The organism is Gluconobacter sp. OJA (genome assembly GCF_039638325.1).
Taxonomy (GTDB): Bacteria; Pseudomonadota; Alphaproteobacteria; order Acetobacterales; family Acetobacteraceae; genus Gluconobacter; species Gluconobacter cerinus.
On sequence record NZ_JBDIWI010000002.1, the window covers coordinates 704,965 to 723,788 of the forward strand.

17 protein-coding genes are annotated in these 18,824 nt (G+C 58.2%); 5 read left to right on the top strand and 12 right to left on the bottom strand.

The features are described 5' to 3' along the window. Window positions 1-71 precede the first annotated feature (71 nt). From mutL to ileS, 4 genes are read right to left on the bottom strand one after another with little or no spacing between them, the layout of a single operon-like run. Complete coding sequence (gene mutL / locus ABDK75_RS13655; RefSeq protein WP_346006191.1) at window positions 72-1,934, bottom strand: DNA mismatch repair endonuclease MutL; 1,863 nt, start codon at window positions 1,932-1,934, stop codon at window positions 72-74. Between the two features lie 39 nt (window positions 1,935-1,973). Continuing rightward, window positions 1,974-2,549: a DUF3035 domain-containing protein gene (locus tag ABDK75_RS13660; RefSeq protein WP_064274244.1), complete on the bottom strand. Its 576-nt coding sequence runs from the start codon at window positions 2,547-2,549 to the stop codon at window positions 1,974-1,976. A 52-nt stretch (window positions 2,550-2,601) separates the two neighbouring features. Further along, window positions 2,602-3,111: a signal peptidase II gene (gene lspA, locus ABDK75_RS13665; RefSeq protein WP_346006144.1), complete on the bottom strand. Its 510-nt coding sequence runs from the start codon at window positions 3,109-3,111 to the stop codon at window positions 2,602-2,604. Continuing rightward, window positions 3,111-5,957 carry an isoleucine--tRNA ligase gene (gene ileS / locus ABDK75_RS13670; protein ID WP_346006145.1) on the bottom strand — a complete coding sequence of 949 codons (2,847 nt, stop codon included), beginning with the start codon at window positions 5,955-5,957 and terminating at the stop codon, window positions 3,111-3,113. Before ileS ends, lspA begins: the two co-directional genes overlap by 1 nt. A gap of 219 nt (window positions 5,958-6,176) precedes the next feature. Between ileS and ABDK75_RS13675 the strand changes: the two genes are divergently transcribed. Both ABDK75_RS13675 and ABDK75_RS13680 read left to right on the top strand, forming a co-directional pair. Next, entirely contained in the window at window positions 6,177-7,142 is a 966-nt protein-coding gene (locus ABDK75_RS13675; RefSeq protein ID WP_346006146.1) for a TraB/GumN family protein, read from the top strand. Between the two features lie 89 nt (window positions 7,143-7,231). Continuing rightward, complete coding sequence (locus ABDK75_RS13680; protein ID WP_346006147.1) at window positions 7,232-8,035, top strand: tetratricopeptide repeat protein; 804 nt, start codon at window positions 7,232-7,234, stop codon at window positions 8,033-8,035. On the opposite strand, the gene ABDK75_RS13685 is transcribed toward ABDK75_RS13680, so the two are convergent. The 8 genes from ABDK75_RS13685 to ABDK75_RS13720 form a co-directional block, all read right to left on the bottom strand. Then, the gene (locus ABDK75_RS13685) at window positions 8,029-10,416 is read right to left on the bottom strand and encodes a TonB-dependent receptor domain-containing protein (protein ID WP_346006148.1); all 2,388 of its coding nucleotides are present in this window, start codon (window positions 10,414-10,416) and stop codon (window positions 8,029-8,031) included. The genes ABDK75_RS13680 and ABDK75_RS13685 overlap by 7 nt on opposite strands. Before the next feature lie 220 nt (window positions 10,417-10,636). After that, complete coding sequence (locus tag ABDK75_RS13690; protein ID WP_346006149.1) at window positions 10,637-11,560, bottom strand: bifunctional riboflavin kinase/FAD synthetase; 924 nt, start codon at window positions 11,558-11,560, stop codon at window positions 10,637-10,639. Beyond that, complete coding sequence (gene mtnC / locus ABDK75_RS13695; RefSeq protein ID WP_346006150.1) at window positions 11,557-12,237, bottom strand: acireductone synthase; 681 nt, start codon at window positions 12,235-12,237, stop codon at window positions 11,557-11,559. The genes ABDK75_RS13690 and mtnC overlap by 4 nt, the downstream gene beginning before the upstream one ends. 9 nt (window positions 12,238-12,246) lie before the next feature. Beyond that, window positions 12,247-12,801 (bottom strand): cupin domain-containing protein, encoded by a 555-nt coding sequence (locus ABDK75_RS13700; RefSeq protein ID WP_346006151.1) that lies wholly within the window; start codon window positions 12,799-12,801, stop codon window positions 12,247-12,249. A gap of 3 nt (window positions 12,802-12,804) precedes the next feature. Continuing rightward, window positions 12,805-13,431, bottom strand: a complete 627-nt coding sequence (locus ABDK75_RS13705; protein ID WP_064274250.1) for a methylthioribulose 1-phosphate dehydratase — start codon at window positions 13,429-13,431, stop codon at window positions 12,805-12,807. After that, on the bottom strand, window positions 13,431-13,688 hold the full coding sequence (locus ABDK75_RS13710) for a twin-arginine translocase TatA/TatE family subunit (RefSeq protein WP_046900273.1): 258 nt from the start codon (window positions 13,686-13,688) through the stop codon (window positions 13,431-13,433). The genes ABDK75_RS13705 and ABDK75_RS13710 overlap by 1 nt, the downstream gene beginning before the upstream one ends. A gap of 71 nt (window positions 13,689-13,759) precedes the next feature. Beyond that, complete coding sequence (locus ABDK75_RS13715; protein WP_211511977.1) at window positions 13,760-14,233, bottom strand: CHAP domain-containing protein; 474 nt, start codon at window positions 14,231-14,233, stop codon at window positions 13,760-13,762. Next, window positions 14,230-14,838, bottom strand: a complete 609-nt coding sequence (locus ABDK75_RS13720) for a regulatory protein RecX (protein WP_086633148.1) — start codon at window positions 14,836-14,838, stop codon at window positions 14,230-14,232. Before ABDK75_RS13720 ends, ABDK75_RS13715 begins: the two co-directional genes overlap by 4 nt. A 64-nt stretch (window positions 14,839-14,902) precedes the next feature. Between ABDK75_RS13720 and ABDK75_RS13725 the strand changes: the two genes are divergently transcribed. From ABDK75_RS13725 to argF, 3 genes are all read left to right on the top strand, one after another. Further along, complete coding sequence (locus tag ABDK75_RS13725; protein WP_346006152.1) at window positions 14,903-16,468, top strand: D-aminopeptidase; 1,566 nt, start codon at window positions 14,903-14,905, stop codon at window positions 16,466-16,468. Between the two features lie 151 nt (window positions 16,469-16,619). Further along, window positions 16,620-17,822 carry an aspartate aminotransferase family protein gene (locus ABDK75_RS13730; RefSeq protein WP_346006153.1) on the top strand — a complete coding sequence of 401 codons (1,203 nt, stop codon included), beginning with the start codon at window positions 16,620-16,622 and terminating at the stop codon, window positions 17,820-17,822. 41 nt (window positions 17,823-17,863) lie between these two features. Next, a complete protein-coding gene (gene argF, locus ABDK75_RS13735; protein ID WP_346006192.1) occupies window positions 17,864-18,793 on the top strand; it encodes an ornithine carbamoyltransferase in 930 nt (309 codons plus the stop codon). Window positions 18,794-18,824: the final 31 nt, after the last annotated feature.

Sequence of the window (18,824 nt, forward strand, 5' to 3'; positions counted from 1 at the left end):
GGCTTACAGACACACCCGCAAGAGCGCGCCGTCCATGCCTCAGATCAAGCAATGGGATCACAATTGGGCGACTATTTAATACGCCCGAAAAGACGCTCGATCTCGCTACGCGTCAGTTTTAACCAGGTTGGACGGCCGTGCGAACAGGTATTGGCGCGCGGAGTACGCTCCATTTCCCGCAAAAGGGCATCCATTTCTTCCGGTTTCAGGCGTCGGCCCGCGCGAATGCTTCCATGACAGGCCATCCGGGCCAGAATGGCATCCAGACGATTGGAAAAACTATCCGTATTGCCAGCATCAAGATCCGGATCATTGGCGAGTTCGTCCGCCACATCCCGCAGAAGGCCCTGAACGTCCTTTATGCCGAGAAGGGCGGGGACTGATCGGAGCAGCACGCTCCCTGCACCAAAGGATTCGAGGTCTATCCCCAGCCTGGACAGATCTTCAGACCGTGCCAGCAGAGCCTCAGCGTCCCGTCGGGGAAGGTCCACGACTTCAGGCAGAAGAAGAGCCTGAGAGCGTAGAGTCCCGCTGGCATATTGCTCTCTCAGACGCTCATGGGTCAGACGCTCATGAGCCGCATGCTGATCCACGAGAACCAGATCCCCATCAGGGGCAACGGCAATAATATATGTGTCAAAGACCTGAGCCACCGAAGCGCCAAGCGGAAAAGAGGCGTCAAGATGCTCTGGGACAGGTTGGGGCGCACGCGCAGCCGGCGCAAAACCGGCCTCCTGCTCAGCAAAACCCGATCGATCGGGAGCGAATGGCGCTGCCTTTGGCACACTTAAGGGCAACGATGCTGCTGGCTCTGTGCGGAACTCCTTGAAAGAAGGCAGTTCAACAGGAACGTCTGGCCGCGACGGGTAGGAAATTGAGGGACGCGCTGGACGTGACCCGAAGCTGGCGTGGATTCCGCCTCCGCCACTGGACCCATGGCCGAGTGCCCGACCCAAACCGCCAATGACGAGTGCCCGGACTTCAGCTTCATCGGCAAAGCGCAGTTCCGTCTTGGCAGGATGTACGTTCACATCCAGTCGCTCCAGAGGCACGTTGAGATGAAGAGCCATCACCGGAAAACGTCCACGTTCAATGACGGGACGATACGCCACACGAATGGCTGTCCGCAGCATGGGATCTGTAACCGGGCGGTGATTGACCATGATGAACTGGCCCGAACCGGTAGCCTTTGTTTTGGCAGGGCCACATGCAAAGCCGGACAGGCGTATATGGCCGCGCTGTTCATCAAGCGGGATCAGCGTGTCGGGTGTTGTCTCCAGAACCGTTGCCGTCCGGGCGATGGGGCTCTGTTCGGGCAGGTCAAACAGGACCTTGTCGTCCAGTGTGAAGCGCATGGCGCAATGCGGCGCGCTCAGAGCCAGCCGCCGCATGACCGATTCGGCATGGCTGTTTTCCACACGCGGGCTTTTAAGAAATTTGCGTCGCGCAGGAGTGGCGAAGAACAGATCCGTAACCACAATCCGTGTGCCCACCGGACCGGAGGAGGGGTGCGGCGGCGTAATGACGCCTCCATCGACACGAATGCACCAGGCCGTGTCAGATTCGGCTGTTCGGGATGTAATGGAAAGGCGTGCGCTTGCCCCAATGGATGGCAGGGCTTCCCCACGGAAACCAAGCGTGCGGATCTGAACGAGACGTTCGTCCTGCAATTTGGATGTGCAATGGCGCTGGACAGCCATGTCCAGTTCTTCCGGCGTCATGCCGCAACCATTGTCCGTGACATCAATACGATCTGTGCCGCCAGCGCGAAGGGCGACCACAAGGCGTGTGGCGCCAGCATCAATCGCGTTCTCGACAAGCTCTTTCAGAGCCGCAGCCGGGCGCTCAATCACCTCACCCGCCGCAATCAGATCAACAACATGACCTGAAAGCCGACGGATGACCGGGCGTGCAAGGGAAGTTTTCTCAGACAGGATGGTGACTCACAATCCTGAAGGCAGGGAGAGTGCTGTTTACAGCACGCCCAGAAAGTGACCGCTCTTTTTCTTGACGGTCGGGGTCGCGCCTGTTGCAGGGTTACGCCCCAGAGCAGAGTTCTCACGAATACGGCGATTTTCAGCGTCCCCGTCGACTACGGAGCCAGCCTGGCCGCCCTTCCAGAACATCAGGTTGTCAACAAAGCCCGCATCGGCAGCACCGAGCTCGGCATTGTTGGGAGCACCCGAAGCCTTGTCCACCTGGCCAACCAGCGCGGACTGGCCGCTGCTGTTTTCGCCGTTGAACGGGTGAAGGGCTGCATCCGGAGACAGCGTTTCAAGAGCCTGCATCCGCGGGCTCTCGTCCGGACGGTGCGCATCGGCAGCACCAGGAAGCTGCATCTTCTCTGTAGGCGGCATGGACAGCGGAGCACGCGTCGTGACGGTGTATTCGTCTGGCATGTAGCGTTCCATGCCGAAGGCCCGCTCCAGATCGCTGCCTGAGCAACCAGACAGCATCAGGCCGAATGAAGCAATTGCACCCATCTGTACGCTGAGACGGGCAACTGGAAGACGGTTACGGCGCATTGAGGGACCCTGGGACGCGATCATGATGGGATAGTCCTACAGTCCACGCAGCGTGGGGGCAAGCTCCCCTTGCTCACTACGGCTGGCTGTTACGTTCAGCAAGAAGAGAGTCGATCAGCCAGACGGCCACTCCGCACACAATACCGGCATCGGCAATGTTGAAGACATACCATGACCAGCCGAAGGCATGAGCATGGAGAAAATCTACAACAGCGCCGTACCGCAGGCGGTCAATGACGTTACCGATGGCGCCGCCTGCGATGGCCCCGCAGGCGCCGGCAACCAGGGTTCGGCGCGTCTTTGTCATGGTCCAGACCAGCAGGCAGACAGCCAGCAGCGAGACCGTGCAGAAGACCAGAGGCCCTTTGCTACCCAGACCACCAAACATTCCAAACGTCACGGCATGGTTCCAGACCATGGTGAAGTTCAGGAATGGGAGGATCTGAACGGACCCTTTCTCCGGCAGATTATAACCGTAGAGAATCCAGTCCTTGCTGGCCTGATCCAGAACGAGGACCAGAACCAGCAGGGCGAGCCCGAGAACCAGCCGCCCCATACGGCTCATACCTTCCTGCCAGAGGGACATCAGGCACTCACCACACTGACGCAGCGACGGCACAGGGCCGGATGCTCGGCATTTTCACCCACATCCGGAAGCACCTTCCAGCAACGGGCACATTTGTGGCCCGGCGCACGCTCGACTTCTGGGCCACCGTGAACTGTTTCGCCCGGAAGAAGCTCAATCTCCGCGTGGGACGTGATGAGCAGCTCTGCCCAGTCAATTCCGGTAAGAGACGCTGCCTCTTCCTGTGAGATCGGAAGCGTCACACTGGCTTCCAGAGAGGCGCCGATGACGCCATCACGGCGGGCTGTTTCCAGTTCGGTCGTGACAAGGCGGCGGTAGGCGCGGATCTCGTCCCAGTTGGCGCCTAGTTCCGGGTTGTTCCACTCGGCATCAGGCTCAAAGAACTGCTCCAGATGGATGCTGCTCTCTTCACCGAAACGGGCGCTCCAGGCTTCTTCTGCGGTGAAGACCAGAACGGGTGCCAGCCAGGTGCAGAGCGCACGGTGCAGGGCATCCAGAACCGTGCGGGAGGCGCGGCGCGTCAGATCAGAAGGAGCGTCGCAGTAGATCGCGTCCTTACGGATGTCGAAATAGAAGGCGGACAGATCCGTCGTGCAGAAACCATGCAGGGCCGGATAGACACCCACCCACTGGTGCGTCTCGACGGCCGTGCTGATCAGGCCGCGCAGTTCCGAGAGGCGGTGCAGGATATACTGCTCCAGCGGCGGCATTTCAGCGTAGGGGACAGCCTCTTCTTCCGTGAAGCCGTCCAGCGCGCCCAGCAGCCAGCGCAGAGTGTTGCGCAGGCGACGGTAAAGTTCGCCCTGCTGCTTCAGGATCTCGTTGCCGATGCGCAGATCTTCATTCGTGTCGGAGTTTAGCACCCACAGGCGCAGAATGTCGGCACCCAGTGAGTCCGTGACGTCTGCCGGGGCAATGACGTTCCCGAGCGACTTGGACATCTTGCGACCCTGCTCGTCCAGCACGAAGCCGTTCGTCACAAGAGCTTTGTAGGGGGCGACGCCGCGTGTGCCAACGCTTTCCAGCAGGGACGACTGGAACCAGCCGCGATGCTGATCAGAGCCTTCCAGATAGACGTCTGCCGGGAAGTTCAGGCCTTCCTGCCCCAGAACGAACTGATGCGTGGAGCCGGATTCAAACCACACGTCCACAATATCGAAGACCTGTTCGTAGTCCGCCGGGTCACGGTTGGGACCAAGGAAAACAGCCGGGTCTGTGTCGTACCAGACGTCCGCACCCTTTTCGTGGAAAGCCTTGACGATCCGGTCCATGACGTCTGCATCACGCAGAACTTCACCGCTTCGCTTCTCAACGAAGACGGCAATCGGCACGCCCCAGGCGCGCTGACGGGAGATGCACCAGTCAGGACGCTGCTCGACCATGGACGTCAGGCGGCGACGGGCAGCCTCAGGCACGAAGGTGACAGGATCAAGCGCCTTGAGAGCCTTCTCACGCAGCTTCGTTTCCCCATCCATCGCAATAAACCACTGGGGGGTGGCGCGGAAGATGATCGGCGCTTTCGAGCGCCAGGAATGCGGATACGAATGACGGATCTTGCTGCGGGCCATAAGGCCAGTCGCAGGTGCGTCATCATGTTCACCGGCCTGGCGGGCTTCCGTCAGCAGATCGCAGACCGGGTCAGCCGCTTTGAAAACATGGATACCTTCGAGATGCGGAACCCATGAAGCGTAGCGACCGTCATCCTGCACCAGTTCCGGCACTTCAATGCCGAACTGGCGGCAGACGATAAAGTCATCCTGACCATGAGACGGCGCCATGTGAACAAGGCCCGTACCAGCATCTGTCGTGACGAAATCGCCCGGAAGCATCGGCACGTCATATTCGTAACCACGACCACGTAGCGGATGAGCGGCAATAGCACCTTCCAGCGCGCTGCCGGGCAGCGTGTAAAGAATGTGATGCGCACTGATACCGGTTTCAGCGCAGAAGGCCTCAACACGGTCTTCCGCGATCAGCAGGCGCGCGCCCTGCGGGACAACGCTGGCTTCCGTGATCTCATCAGCACGCAGAACCACGTAGGTGATGTCCGGACCATAAGCGAGCGCGCGGTTGGCTGGAATGGTCCACGGCGTTGTGGTCCAGATAACGGCTGAGACGCCATCGAGAGCGTCACCCGGCGTCGGGTCTTTGATGATTGGGAAGGCGACGAAGATCGTGGTGGAATCAACGTCGTGGTATTCGATCTCGGCTTCGGCCAGAGCGGTCTTCTCGACGGGGCTCCACATAACAGGGCGGAGGCCCCGATACAAACCGCCATTCAGCAGGAACTTGCCGATTTCTCCAACGATTTTGGCTTCAGAGCTATAGTCCATCGTGACGTAACGATTGGCCCACTCGGCCTGAACACCGATGCGTTTGAAGTCTTCCGCCTGCTTGCTCACCCACTCGGCGGCATATTGGCGACACTCTGCACGGAACTGGAGCAGGGGAACCTGATCCTTGTCCTTGCCAGCCTTGCGATACTGTTCCTCGATCCGCCATTCGATCGGCAGACCATGACAGTCCCAGCCCGGCTGATAGCGGACTTCGAAACCGGACATGCGATGCGCACGGTTGATGACGTCTTTCATCACCTTGTTTAGCGCATGACCAATGTGAATGTGCCCGTTGGCATACGGAGGGCCGTCGTGCAGCGTGAAGACCGGGCGTCCCTTCCCTTCCTCACGAATTTTCCTATCCAGATCCATGGCCGCCCAGCGGGCAAGCGTCTCGGGCTCACGCTTCGGCAGGCCACCCCGCATGGGGAAGCCGGTGCGCGGCAGGAACACAGTATCGCGGTAGCGGTCCTGCTGTTCTTTGAAGGTCGTATCGGACTTGTCGGACATGGGACGGGCCAACTTTGGTCATTCACACAAAATAAGGGGGACCATATGGAGATTGGGCGGGGATGTGGTCAAGTCTTCTGAGGGTAAACCGCGTCATGTTCTGCCAAAAACGCTGTTATTCAGGCCTTCAAGACAATTGAATGACAGGTCTGGTCATGGATTGTTTCAGGGGCAGAAGCATGATCTGTTTTGGCAGAAGATCTGTACGGGGGCATTTTCATGAAGACATTCTGGCTGGCTGCGATCCTGGCGATTGCTCCTTCTCTCGCGGTAGCACAGGCCCCTCGTTGTCCGACGTCGGCAACTGTTCCGTCCAAATCTGATCTGCCTCATCTTCTGATGACATCCCAGGACCGCGGTTTTCTGTGGAAAGCCACGAAAGATGGTCATACGTCTTGGCTGTACGGCACTGTTCATGCCTCTCGCGAAGAATGGTTGATGCCTGGGCCGCTCATACGGTCCGCCATCCTGCAAAGCCAGGCTGTTGCGCTTGAACTAAATCTGCAGGATCCCCAGACACTGGCAGCCCTTCGCAAACCCGAAGAACCAGCCAACCGTGAAAAGCTGATTGCTTCCGGGCGGAAGAAAAAACTCGATGCCCTGGCAGATGAACTCTGTATTCCCACGGCAGGCTTTGCCACCACAGCCATCGGCCTTGAAGCGGCCGGGCTGAGCGCGTCAGCTGCGCGTGCAGATGGATATTATCCCGATTATGCCGTCGACTTTGTCCTTCAAGGAATGGCGGGCAGCTTGAAAAAGGAAGTTATCGCTCTCGAAGATGTTCAGACACAGCGTAACCTCCTGATCTCCCCCAAGCTGCCCGAAGAAAACGCCTTCATTGATGAAACCATCAAGCAGATTTCCTCGGGGGAAGCGCGGAAGGATGAAGATCAGTTGATTGCGATGTGGGGGCGCAGCGACCTGACGCGACTGAACCAGTACAAACAGTGGTGCAAATGCGAGCGGACACCAGAGGAGAAACGCCAGACGCTCCACATGATTGATGAGCGAAATGCAGCGATGGCCCAAAAAATCCTGAGCCTTCATGATTCTGGAAAGTCCCTGTTCGTGGCAGTTGGGTCTTTACACATGGCGGGCCCACAAGGGCTTCCTGCGCTCCTGAAAAAGGACGGTTTTGACATTCAGCAGATCGTGCCCGCGCCTTCGGCAAAAACGTCGCTTTAAACAGCGGGCGCTTTGCCTGAACGACGTGGGCAGCTACAGTCCCGCGGCAGTATTTTCTGCGTTCGGACAGGGCGGATGGTGACCCCGGCATGAAGCGCGTTTTCAGGAAAATCTTTTCCCGCCCACCCGAACGTGAGGCAGCTCCTCCGCTGCCGTCTCATATCGAGATCATCCGTGAGAAAGCCCTGAAAGGGCACCATCTGGAAATCGTCCAGTGGGGGCAGATCCTGCTGGAGAGCATTTATGTTCCCAAGGACCCTGTCGGGGCACTGGAATGGTTTACCATTGCCGCAAAGGCTGGGTTCGGGCCGGGGCACAATATGCGGGGCCGGTGCTTCCAATTCGGCTGGGGATGCGAACAAGACCTTCAGGAAGCCGCCCGGTGTTATGCAACAGCAGCTGACGCTGGAGACGAATGGGGCCGCTATAATCTGGGTATTTTGACCATGCGAGGCATAGGGCAGCCCCAGGATCTGCCAAAGGCGCTCAATCTGTTTCGAACAGCGGCACACAACGGCCATGCAAAATCCATGAACCTGTATGCGCGCTTTCTGGAGGAAGGCTGGGTTGTGCCCCAAGACCGCGCGGCAGCCTTGGACTGGTATCGGAAGTCAGCAGAAGGCGGAGATTACCGGGGGCAGCACAACTATGCGACGGCTCTGGTGGATGCTGGCCAGATTGACGAAGCGCTGGGCTGGTGGCGCAAAGCTGTTGTGGATGCCACGTCTGACATTCTTCTGGCGATGAACAAGAAGCTGGCTCTTCTGGGAAACAAAAGAGACCCAGCTCTGGAAACACGGGTTCAGGACCGTCTGAAAGAAATGGGCGTACCGCCCTCCACCGAGGACGCAAAAATCAGGCCGGAACAATCCGGCCTGACAGAGGCTCAATAATTGGCCGAAATGTTGGCCAGGAACGAGCGACCAACCGCAGGTGTTGCGCGGTCAGAGAACAGATTGCTGTAGTTCAGGCGGTTATCGAGGTTGTAGCCATTCATGGCGATCCGCCAGTGCTTGCCGAAATTATGGGAAATCACGGCATCCCACTCCATGGTGGCAGGAACACGCGCCGTATTGGCAGCATTGAGCCAAACCCCGTCGCGCCATGTCAGTCCACCACCAAACGTCAGGTTCCAGGGACGATTGGGAGCGATGGTGTAGGTGGACCAGATGGTTGCCGAATTTTTCGGCGCATACTGAATACGCTTGCCAACATCCGCCGCCGTCAGGGAGCTGACTGTGGTTGCGTCGTAGTAAGCGTAGGTGCCGATCATGGTCCAGTTCTTCAGGATCTCACCGGACACACTGAGTTCGACGCCCTGATTGCGCTGCCTGTCGCTGGATGACGTGACATCACCGGTAGACGCATCGGTCTGCATGGCGTTGCCCTTCTCCAGCCTGAAAACAGACGCCGTGAAGCCCATGCGACCGTGGAAGGCGTTATATTTGGCACCGAGTTCGTACAGGCTGCTGCGTTCCGGGCTGAATCCTTCCGTTGAGGATTTCAGAGGCTCGGTTCCACTGGTCACATACAGGCCAAGCGGCGTCGTGGACTGGGCCCAGTTGAAATAGACCATCAGATTGCTGTTTGGCGTGTACATGAGGCTGACACTGGGATTGAACGTATCCTGTGTCTGCCCATAAGAGACGCCTGCCCCGGCCTCCCCACCGTTCGCCGCGTAGTGACTGTCCCAGTGATCCCAGCGAAAGCCACCGCGGACCGAGAACCATGACGTCAGCCAGAACTGTTCGGAGAAAAACGCCCCAACATCAGTCGCATCGCCTGTCTTGTAACGCGGCTGGCCGACCCCGGACACATTGACCAGGTCGTAGCTGTATTGACCAGCAGACCCCAGCAGCAGACCCGGCTGCGTTGCAGAAGGATTGAGAAGGCTTGTGGTATCGGCCTTTGTACCGTTCTGGCCGTTGAAGTTGTACGCGTAGTTTGTGCGGCGGTCATAAACGTGTTCGATATCCACACCTGCAATAATCTGGTGACGGATGCTGCCGGTCGAAAATTTCGCAACGCCGGAGAACACGTCCTGCACCGACCAGTCATTCTGCTGATAAGGCTCTGGACCACCCAGATGGCCACGTCTGTCAACAACCGCAGCAGACGGATTGGTGAAGAAATCCGTCGCGCAGGTTGTGTCACAGCCGGGCTGGGAGGCTGAGAAATAACGGCTGTATTTGCCGCCGCGAAGGTCGTTATAGAACGTGATGTTCTTGTTCAGGTCGAACTTCAGTCGGGCCGTCAGCATATCCACACTGGAGGCGTCCTGATCATAGGTCGTGCCATACCAGTTGTTGCGGTTGAGCCCGTATTCCGTGATGGGGACAGCAACCTTTGTTCCCGGCTTGGTAATGACAGGCACACCATAATCCGGAACGTTGTTGCTGGTCTGATGCAGATATTCGAGGGTGAGCGTTGTACGCTTGCCCAGGCCAAAGGCGATGGATGGCGCGATACCCCAGCGGTGCGAATAGACGTCATTCCGACCAACCGTGTTGTTCTCGTTCCCCATACCCGTGATGCGGATGGCCGTTGATTCACCGATCTGCTTGTTGAAATCGAGGGTGCCGCGATAGTAGTCAGCGGAGCCGCCTGAGAAACTGCCGCTGTAGCTGTCCCCGAGGTGGGCAACCTTCGTGGTAATGTTGATCGCTCCGCCCGTCGTCCCGTTCCCGAAGACTTCCGACGATGGTCCTTTGATGACCGTGATGTGGTCGTAATCAAAGCTGTCCCGGGTATAGACGCCGAAGTCACGCAGGCCATTTTCGTAAATGTCGTTACTGGCCGAGAAGCCGCGGATCAGAAACTGATCTCCCGCCATTCCCCCCTCGCCCTCTCCAACAGACGCGGTGACACCCGGAACATTGCGCAAAGCCTCATCAAGGGATTTGACGTTCTGCTGCTCCATCAGAACTTTCGGCACAACGTTGATGGTCTGCGGCGTGTGCAGAACATCATCCGGGAGGCGGCTGATCCCCATAGGCGTCTGCAGAATGTTCATCGGCGAACCGACGACATGCAGATGCTCGGCCTCTGCGGCGCTAGCCTCCACACTACTGGCCTGCTGAACATCAGAATGAGGCGTTAGAGCCGTAGTTTTCGGTGTTTCCTTGGGAACAGATGTTGCGTTGCGCCGCCCTTGTGAATGGCGCGTTTTGTGATGGTGCGAGGTGGATTGGGCATGGGCGGCCGTGCCCACCAATGTCAGACCAGCGGCAAGAGAAAGTGGCCCAAGGGGCCGGATGGAATGTTTCGGGTGCATCGCATCACGATCCTGCAAAAGGATAAAAGCGATTGCTCTTAAAGCGACAATGAGAATGATTCTCAATATAGGAAAGCGGGAATTTTACATCTTTCGTCATAAATTAGACATTAAGTGATATAATTAACACAGAGGCCGCTCTGCGGATGTGGGCATAAAAAAGCAGGCTGTTCCGCACGGAACAGCCTGCTGGAAGGCCCCTCAAAAATGACGGCGGGTTTTAAATCCCTAGAAGACCGCGCGCCTGTTCGGCGTCCTGAGCAATCTGGGCCTTGAGCTCCTCGAGCCCTGAGAAGCGCTTTTCATCTCGCAGCAGAGCAATCAGAGCGACACTCAGGGTCTTCCCGTAAAGGTCTTCCGAAAAATCAAAGAGATGGACCTCAAGACGGCTTTCCTGCCCGTCGTTGATCGTCGGGCGTCGGCCAATATTTGCCACTCCGGGGATGACACGCCCATCTGGTAGCGTCACCTGAACGGCATAAACTCCGCGTGCGGGTTCGAGATGCTGACGGAGGGGAATGTTCGCTGTGGGAAAGCCCAGAAGGCGCCCCCGCTGATCTCCGTGGATGACAGGCCCGACGATCGACCATGGTCGGCCCAGTTCCAGAGCTGCCCGTTCAGGATATCCTTCCTGAAGGAGACGGCGAATGCGGCTGGATGAGATAGGGCCTCCCTCATCCACTAACTGCGGCACGATCGTCAGCCCGACACCCTTTGGCATCAGAAGTGCTTCCAGATCGTCAGTGTTTCCGGTTCTGCGGTGACCGAAGGCAAAATCTGCGCCACAGGCGACATGACGAACACCAAGAGACCGCAGAAGAACATCCTGAACGAAGGATTCAGCGCTTAACCGTGAAAACTCTTCGTCGAAAGGAATCTGGAAAACGTGCGACACACCATGCTCTTCGAGAGCCTTGGCGCGAACATCCGGGAGCATGAGCCGACACGGCGGGTCCTGAGGGCGAAACAGCTCTCTGGGATGCGGATCGAACGTCACGACGGACAGCGGATGGTCTGGACGTGCGGCACGGAGGCTATTCAGAAGGTGCACATGCCCGCGATGAACGCCGTCAAAATTCCCTAGAGCGGCAACTGTACCAAGGGCGTCCTTCGGGATATCCCGCCAATCAGTGTGCAGGGTCATGCGGGGAGACTGAACTTCTGGGTAACGTCATTCAGATCTGTCGCGTGCGGTACGTCTTTATGCGGCACTGTCTGATCCTGTGGCCGCACGAGCTGACAGACCTTAAGGCCAGCTTCCAACGCAGCATCCAGTTCTGCTCCGATGTCAGAAAGGAAGAGAATATCTTCCGGATTCAGGCCGCAGACTGCCGCAATTTTTGTGTATGACGCTGCGTCTTTCTTCCCACCTGTGGAAAGGTCGAAAAAGCCGTCGAACAGGGACGTCAGGTCACCCTGCTCTGTGTAGCCATACAGAAGCTTCTGGGATGGAATGGAGCCGGAGGAGTACACCGCGAGACGCAAGCCGCCCTCAGACCAAGCCTTCAGGGCTGGGGGAACATCCTTGTAAAGATCTGCACGGAGCGTGCCATCTTCAAACCCCTGACGCCAGGTGATGCCCTGAAGTGTTTTGAGGGGAGCCGCTTTCTCGTCCCTGGCCATCCAGTCCTGACAGACCTTCAACGGATCTTCTCCAGGATGGGAGATGGCAATATCTGCTCGTGCGGCAACAACCTGCGGGTTTGTGTGGTCTTCGATCAAAGCTGGAAGGGCCTTGGCCGCATAAGGGAACATGACGTCCCGAACGAAAGAGATCGGCAGGGTCGTGCCTTCGATATCAAGCAGGACGAGACGGATCATGTCGGACTTTCAGGAGGAAATGGAGACGTCTGCGGGGAAACGCTCGGCGATGTCATCGCCTGTATATTGCGCGATCCAGCCAGTTGTGTCGGTGAAAACGCGCAGAGCGACCACATCCGGGGACGGACCAGCATCAAACCAGTGAGGAATGCCTTCCGGCACAGAAATCAGGTCTCCGGCCGTGCAGAGAACCGAATAGATCCGGCCGTGAATGTGCAGGACGAAAGCGCCCTGACCATGCACGAAGAACCGGACTTCATCTTCGCTGTGCGTATGTTCCGAGAGGAACTTCTTGCGCAACTCCGGCAGATTGGGCGTGGACGCATTGATGCGCACCACGTCTGCACTTCCCGCGCCCGTTTCACCCATCAGAGTGTCGAGGTAGGGGCGATATGCGTCCAGAATTTCGTCCGTCGTCGCGTCTTTTGCAGGCGTGACAGGCGGCGTCCAGCGTTCAAAACGGATATTATGCGGACGCAGGATTTCGGCGATTTCCCCGGGGGCGGTGACGTCGAGAAGGATCGTTTCGGGTCTGTCGTCCCGATAAACAGTCAGTCTGCTCATGGTTCAGCGTGCCTTCTGGAGACGGGCGAGATGGCAGGCAAGCAGGAATTCAAGCCCTTCAAGCCGCGCCAATGCTGTGAACATGTCTTTACCCCAGACATAAACGCCATGACCGCGGATCAGGTAACCCAGACGCATGTCCGACAGTTTCGGAGCAACAACTGTCGAGAGACGGGCGATATCCTGATCGTTGTGAAACAGGGGTAAGTCCAGGCTGGTGTCGTGCGTTGACTGGCCTTCGAAAACCTTCAGCACTTCATAGCCCGCGAGGGTGATCGCGTCTGTTGGTTCATCCATGGACAGGATGGTGGCGGCAACAGAGTGACCGTGCAGTACAGCACCGATCGACGGATCATGCGCATAGAGCTGGGTATGCAACAGGGTTTCTGCACTGGCACGCTTCGTTGGGTCCAGCGGTACGCCTTCAGGGGTGATCTGGATCACGTCCTGCTCTGTCAGGAAGCCTTTGTGGCCTCCTGACCGCGTGATGGCGATGCGGCCATCTGCCAGACGTACGGACAGGTTGCCAGCTGTCGCTGGAACCCAGCCACGCTGATCCATCCGCTGGCCTGCCCGGACGATTTGCCCGGCGGCCTCGGTCCATGCCGTATCAGACGTCGTATTCAACATCAGACCTGCGTGCGGTGCGTGTCGCTGTTGGTGGTCGTCTGGCTGTAGCCGGGCGACTGATTGGGGGCCGAGATATGACCCGGCGCCTGATTGGCTTCAGGCGGCGTCATGTTCTCGTCTTCGCCCATGTTCTTCTTGAAGGACTTGATGCCCTTCGCGAAGTCTCCCATCAGGCCGCTGATCTTTCCACCGCCGCCAAACACGACGAGCAGGACGACCGCCAGGATCAGCCAGTGAACGGGGCTCATGCTGCCCATAATGTATTACTCCGAAAAGCCAAGGCTACACCTTCATGTGGCAAGGCTTGGGCGTTTGTGCAAGCGTTCGCTCAGGACGCATCATCCGGACCGGAGGCCGAAACGAAGCCATAGGTTGGATAGGCTCGGCGCCCCAGGCCGTGAATGGGTGCCCACCAGACCCGGACGAGTGTCCAGTCATGACGGGGTGAAACATCCGTGATGGGAACATTGCGGTCAATGCGTCCCGGTTCCCAGTTAGCATGATCTACGAGGATCGTGTTTGAAGAAATCTGTCTGCGCACGATGGAAACATGTCCACTCGGTACGCGGGACGTTGCCCGGAAGACCAGAACAGAGCCTGCGATGGGGGCATGGCTTCTGGCATAATGCCCCGCAGACTGGCGCCACCATGAGGCAGCATCTCCCCGCAACTGAAGACCTGTTCGAGAGCGGGCATAAGGCGCGCACTGGAGTGGCCCATTGAAACTGGCACGACTGTATTCGCGGCTACCACCACAGGCTGTGAGCGACAGCAGCAGGCAGAGTGCCAGTTTTTTTTTCATGGGCGGCTCCGGAACGCGATGATGCGGTCTTCTGCTTCTTCAGTGTCCATTTCCAAAGCTGTTTGCACGACATCCCTGGAAAAACCATTGCGCGCAAAGATTCCCATAACGCGAACCAAGTCCTCTTGCGGACGGTCCGGGCGGCAGAAGGGACCAACGCGACGTTTGCGCGCCAGAACGAGCGCAGCCGCCAGTTCTGCCTCCCGCGCCGTTTCGTCTGATCTTTCACCCAGCGATTCGTTGAGCGCTTCCTGTGTGGTTGTCTGATCAACGCCCTTCGTGGCCAGATGTGCGGCGACAGCTCGGCGAGACCGTCCGGTCCGGGTCAGGTTCAGAGCGCGGGAACGGGCGAATCCGGCATCATTGACGGCTCCGAGTTCTGTCATGGCGACAATGACGTCTTCCACGGCTGGCCGAAGAGTTCTGATTGTGGCTTCGGCATCTTCTTCAGGCAGCCCGGCATGCACTGCACGCGTGCCCCAGCGCCGAAGACGACGTTCCAGCGTCTGGCGCAGACTATGCTCGGTTGTGGCAAAGCGAGCCACGTGGGCCAGGGCCATTTCGCGCAGTGCCTTGAAATCAGGTGCTGTTGGTATGTCCTCCATAGTGGATGAGTATGCTGCGAAGAGGGCATTTACGGCAAGATCGGATAGGGTCATCATTCGAGCTATGAGCGACTCTCTTTCAGCCCGCCTCGAGGCGGCTGTCTCCGCCCTTCCTGTCCGTTTTCCTGGCCCCGGTGGGGCTGTGGCTGTCGTGAAAGATGGCGAGGTTCTTGTCCGTCACACATGGGGCTACGCCAATGCGGAGCGGCGCCTGCCGTTCACCCCGTCTTCCCTGTTCCGCATGTGCTCCATCACGAAGCAGTTCACCTGTGGCGTATTGCTGGATCTTTTCCAGGACCCGTCGGAACTGGATGGAGATGTGGACGACCGGTTGCCGCAACTGGATGAGCCGGCGCCAGGCGCGCTTCATCTTGCACACAACCAGTCAGGCCTGCGTGACTACTGGGCCGTGGCGATGTTGCATGGCGCACCAGTCGAAGGATTTTTCGGGGATCGGGAAGGACGTCGCGTTATTGATGGCACGCGTACGCTCCAGTTCCAGCCCGGTACGTCTTACTCCTATGTGAACCAAAACTTCCGCCTGCTGTCTGACATTCTGGAAGACAGAACAGGGCGGAATTTCGCTGAACTGCTTCAGACGTCCATTTTCAATCCCGTGGGCATGGAACGGGCCATTCTGGCTGCCGAAACACGCGCCATGCCGGACGGGACCGTTGGATATGAAGGAACTGTAGAGAGCGGCTTCCGCCCGGCTGTCAATAACATCTGGTGGACCGGGGACGCAGGTCTGGGCGCATCGCTGGATGACATGATTGCCTGGGAGCGTTTCATTGATGCGACGCGCGATGATCCTGACGGGCTTTACAACCGTCTGACAACGCCGGTTACCTTCCGTGATGGTGAAGCCGCGCCTTACGGATTTGGACTGCAACGGACATCACTTTTCGGGCGTGATGTGACGATGCATGGCGGCGCACTTAGGGGCTGGCGGTCCCACAGACTGCACGTCGCATCTGAGCGTCTGTCTGTCGTTGTGATGTTCAATCATATGTCGCCTGCACAGGTTGCAGCGGGCCAGATCTTGGCAGCAGCACTGGGTGTTCCCTATGAGCCGGATCGGACGACACAGCCGCCTCATGAATTGTACGGCACCTTCATTGAGCGGGAGACCGGGCTATCCGCGCGAATCGAGCCCGCTCCCGGCGGAGCCAAGCTTCGATATCTGATGGTACCGGAAATGCTGGAAGGTGTTTCCGCCTCGCGGGCTGAAACACCGGGCGTCCAGATTGTTCGTCAGGGAGACGAAATCCGGATGGAGCGGCCGGGTGAAAACCGCGTAGGCATTCTCACCGCCTGTGACGAAACTGCCGGTGAAGACATCGAAGCACTTGAAGGCGTTTATCGCTGTGAGGAGCTGGATGAAGCGGAAGTCACCATCGAACTGGCAGGTGGCGTGGTCTATGGCGGTTTCTCAGGCTTTCTGGGCAATGGCCGGATGGAACCGCTCCAAAGGCTGGCACGGGACGTCTGGGTTTTGCCGTGCCCTCGGGCGCTCGATCATACGGCACCGGGCGACTGGACGCTGCTGTTCGAGCGGGATTCTTCAGGCGTCAACACGGTGAAGGTCGGGTGCTGGCTGGCGCGGGATCTGGTTTACAGGCGCGCCTGACAACCGTTCTTTCCCCGCAAGGGGTTTGACGGATCGTATTTCTGCCGCACAGTATGTGTCTGCGGAATCTTTGGCCCTGCCCCGGGCGACCGGGGCAGGGTTTTCCGATTCTGCAGCTTTCATTCACCCTGATCCAGGATCGACGATCATCATGATCTCCTCCCTCATGCCCAATTACAAACGTGCCGACCTTGCTTTCGAGCAGGGCGAAGGCGTCTGGCTGACGGCATCGGACGGGCGACGATATCTGGATTTCGGGGCTGGCATTGCCGTCTCTTCGCTGGGCCACGGCCACCCGAAGCTGGTGAAGACCATTGCGGATCAGGCCGCGAAGGTCATGCATGTCTCGAATCTTTACCGTATTCCACAGGCTGAAAAGCTTGCGGATCTTCTGGTGAAGAACTCATTCGCGGACTCTGTGCTGTTCTGCAACTCGGGCGCTGAAGCGAACGAGGGCATGGTGAAGATGATCCGTCGGGCGCAGTTCGAGAACGGCCATCCCGAGCGTACGCGCATTCTTTGCTTTGACGGCGCGTTTCACGGTCGGACATTGGCCATGATTTCTGCGACCGGAAATCCTGCATACCAAAAGGGGTTTGGGCCTGTTGTTGAAGGGTTCGACCATGCGCCGTTCAACAATACCAACACGCTGCGCGCAGCTATTACGCCGGAAACTGCCGGGATTATCGTGGAGCCCATCCAGGGAGAAAGCGGCATCAAGCCCGCGTCTGAAGTCTTCATGAAGGCCTTGCGCGCAGTCTGTGACGAGCACGGCATCTATCTTGGCTTCGACGAAGTCCAGACCGGTGTTGGTCGGACAGGAAAGCTGTTTGCGCATGAGTGGTATGGCATCAAGCCGGACGTCATTTCCATTGCCAAGGGCATTGGTGGCGGCTTCCCGCTTGGGGCTGTTCTCGCAACCGAAGAGCTGGCCAAACATCTGACACCCGGTTCTCACGGAACGACGTTTGGCGGCAATCCCTTGGCTTGTGCGGCGGGAACGACAGTTCTGGAAGAAGTTCTCAGCCCCGGCTTTCTGGAGCATGTCTGCGCGGTTGGAGAGGCCTTCGACGGCATGCTGCGAGATGTCGTGAAGCGTTCACCAGGCGTTTTTGACGATGTCCGGGGCATGGGTCTGATGCGTGGCCTGCACTGCGTCCCACCTGTTGGAGAGGTGATGCCGCTTGTAACAACCGCCGGGCTTCTGACCGTCGGTGCGGGCGATAATGTGCTGCGTCTGGTGCCTCCGTTGATCGTGACGGAAGAAGACTGCCAGGAAGCCTGCAAGAAATTGATCGAAGCTGCCGAAGCATATGTAGCAGCCCATAAGAAAGAACAGGAGAACGTGTCGTGAGTCTGGCAATTGCCCCCCGGACAGCAGGAACGGACCAGCAGATGCCACGGCATTTTCTTGATATTCGCGATTTCAGCGGCGACGTAATCCGACAGATCATTGATCTGTCGGCCCGAATCAAGGCACTCCAGAATAATCGTAAAAATCCGCTACATCCGGACCGTCCTCTTGAAGGGCGTACGCTCGGACTGATGCTGGCACAGCCTTCCACCCGTACACGTGTTTCATTCGAAGTGGGTATGGGGCAGTTGGGTGGCCAGGTGTCTGTCCTGTCGCCGGGCGACATGCAGCTTGGCCGTGGGGAAACCATTGCAGACACGGCACGCGTTCTGTCGCGCTTTCTGGACGTAATTGTTCTGCGAACGGGCACGGACGAGAACCTGCGCGAACTGGCAAAGTGGAGCACGGTTCCGGTCATTAACGGTTTGACGCCGGTCTCCCATCCTATTCAGATTCTGGCAGACGTGCTGACATTTGAAGAGCATCGTGGCCCGATTGCGGGAAAGACGCTCGCGTGGATTGGGGACGGCAACAACGTAGCCACTTCCCTGATGGAAGCCGCAGCTCTGCTCAAATTCAATGTTCGTCTGGCAACGCCAGAGGGTTTCGCGCCCAGTGAGCGTGCTGTTGCCTGGGCACGCCAAAACGGTGCCTCCATCGAGGTCTTCCAGAACCCTGCCGAGGCTGTCGTGGGCGCAGATGCTGTTCTGACAGACACGTGGGTCAGCATGGGGGACAAGGATCGCGATCAGCGTCTTGCTGCTTTCCGTCCTTATCAGGTGGATGCGGCCCTTATGGCAAAAGCTGCACCCGATGCCCTGTTCCTTCACTGCCTGCCTGCCCATATCGGGGAAGAAGTGACTGCCGAGGTGTTCGAAAGCCCGGCGTCTGTTGTTTTTGACGAGGCGGAAAACCGCCTTCATACGCAAAAGGGCCTGCTTCTCTGGGCTCTTGGAAGAGAGAACGGGTGATCGATACACCGCCATTCCTTGACAGGGGACG

What these genes read in the sequence shown, in the direction of transcription:
- ABDK75_RS13660 (WP_064274244.1), bottom strand. Translation starts at nt 2,549, where the DNA reads ATGATCGCGTCCCAGGGTCCCTCAATGCGCCGTAACCGTCTTCCAGTT.
- lspA (WP_346006144.1), bottom strand. Translation starts at nt 3,111, where the DNA reads ATGTCCCTCTGGCAGGAAGGTATGAGCCGTATGGGGCGGCTGGTTCTC.
- ileS (WP_346006145.1), bottom strand. Translation starts at nt 5,957, where the DNA reads ATGTCCGACAAGTCCGATACGACCTTCAAAGAACAGCAGGACCGCTAC.
- ABDK75_RS13675 (WP_346006146.1), top strand. Translation starts at nt 6,177, where the DNA reads ATGAAGACATTCTGGCTGGCTGCGATCCTGGCGATTGCTCCTTCTCTC.
- ABDK75_RS13680 (WP_346006147.1), top strand. Translation starts at nt 7,232, where the DNA reads ATGAAGCGCGTTTTCAGGAAAATCTTTTCCCGCCCACCCGAACGTGAG.
- ABDK75_RS13685 (WP_346006148.1), bottom strand. Translation starts at nt 10,416, where the DNA reads ATGCACCCGAAACATTCCATCCGGCCCCTTGGGCCACTTTCTCTTGCC.
- ABDK75_RS13690 (WP_346006149.1), bottom strand. Translation starts at nt 11,560, where the DNA reads ATGACCCTGCACACTGATTGGCGGGATATCCCGAAGGACGCCCTTGGT.
- mtnC (WP_346006150.1), bottom strand. Translation starts at nt 12,237, where the DNA reads ATGATCCGTCTCGTCCTGCTTGATATCGAAGGCACGACCCTGCCGATC.
- ABDK75_RS13700 (WP_346006151.1), bottom strand. Translation starts at nt 12,801, where the DNA reads ATGAGCAGACTGACTGTTTATCGGGACGACAGACCCGAAACGATCCTT.
- ABDK75_RS13705 (WP_064274250.1), bottom strand. Translation starts at nt 13,431, where the DNA reads ATGTTGAATACGACGTCTGATACGGCATGGACCGAGGCCGCCGGGCAA.
- ABDK75_RS13710 (WP_046900273.1), bottom strand. Translation starts at nt 13,688, where the DNA reads ATGGGCAGCATGAGCCCCGTTCACTGGCTGATCCTGGCGGTCGTCCTG.
- ABDK75_RS13715 (WP_211511977.1), bottom strand. Translation starts at nt 14,233, where the DNA reads ATGAAAAAAAAACTGGCACTCTGCCTGCTGCTGTCGCTCACAGCCTGT.
- ABDK75_RS13720 (WP_086633148.1), bottom strand. Translation starts at nt 14,838, where the DNA reads ATGGAGGACATACCAACAGCACCTGATTTCAAGGCACTGCGCGAAATG.
- ABDK75_RS13725 (WP_346006152.1), top strand. Translation starts at nt 14,903, where the DNA reads ATGAGCGACTCTCTTTCAGCCCGCCTCGAGGCGGCTGTCTCCGCCCTT.
- ABDK75_RS13730 (WP_346006153.1), top strand. Translation starts at nt 16,620, where the DNA reads ATGATCTCCTCCCTCATGCCCAATTACAAACGTGCCGACCTTGCTTTC.
- argF (WP_346006192.1), top strand. Translation starts at nt 17,864, where the DNA reads ATGCCACGGCATTTTCTTGATATTCGCGATTTCAGCGGCGACGTAATC.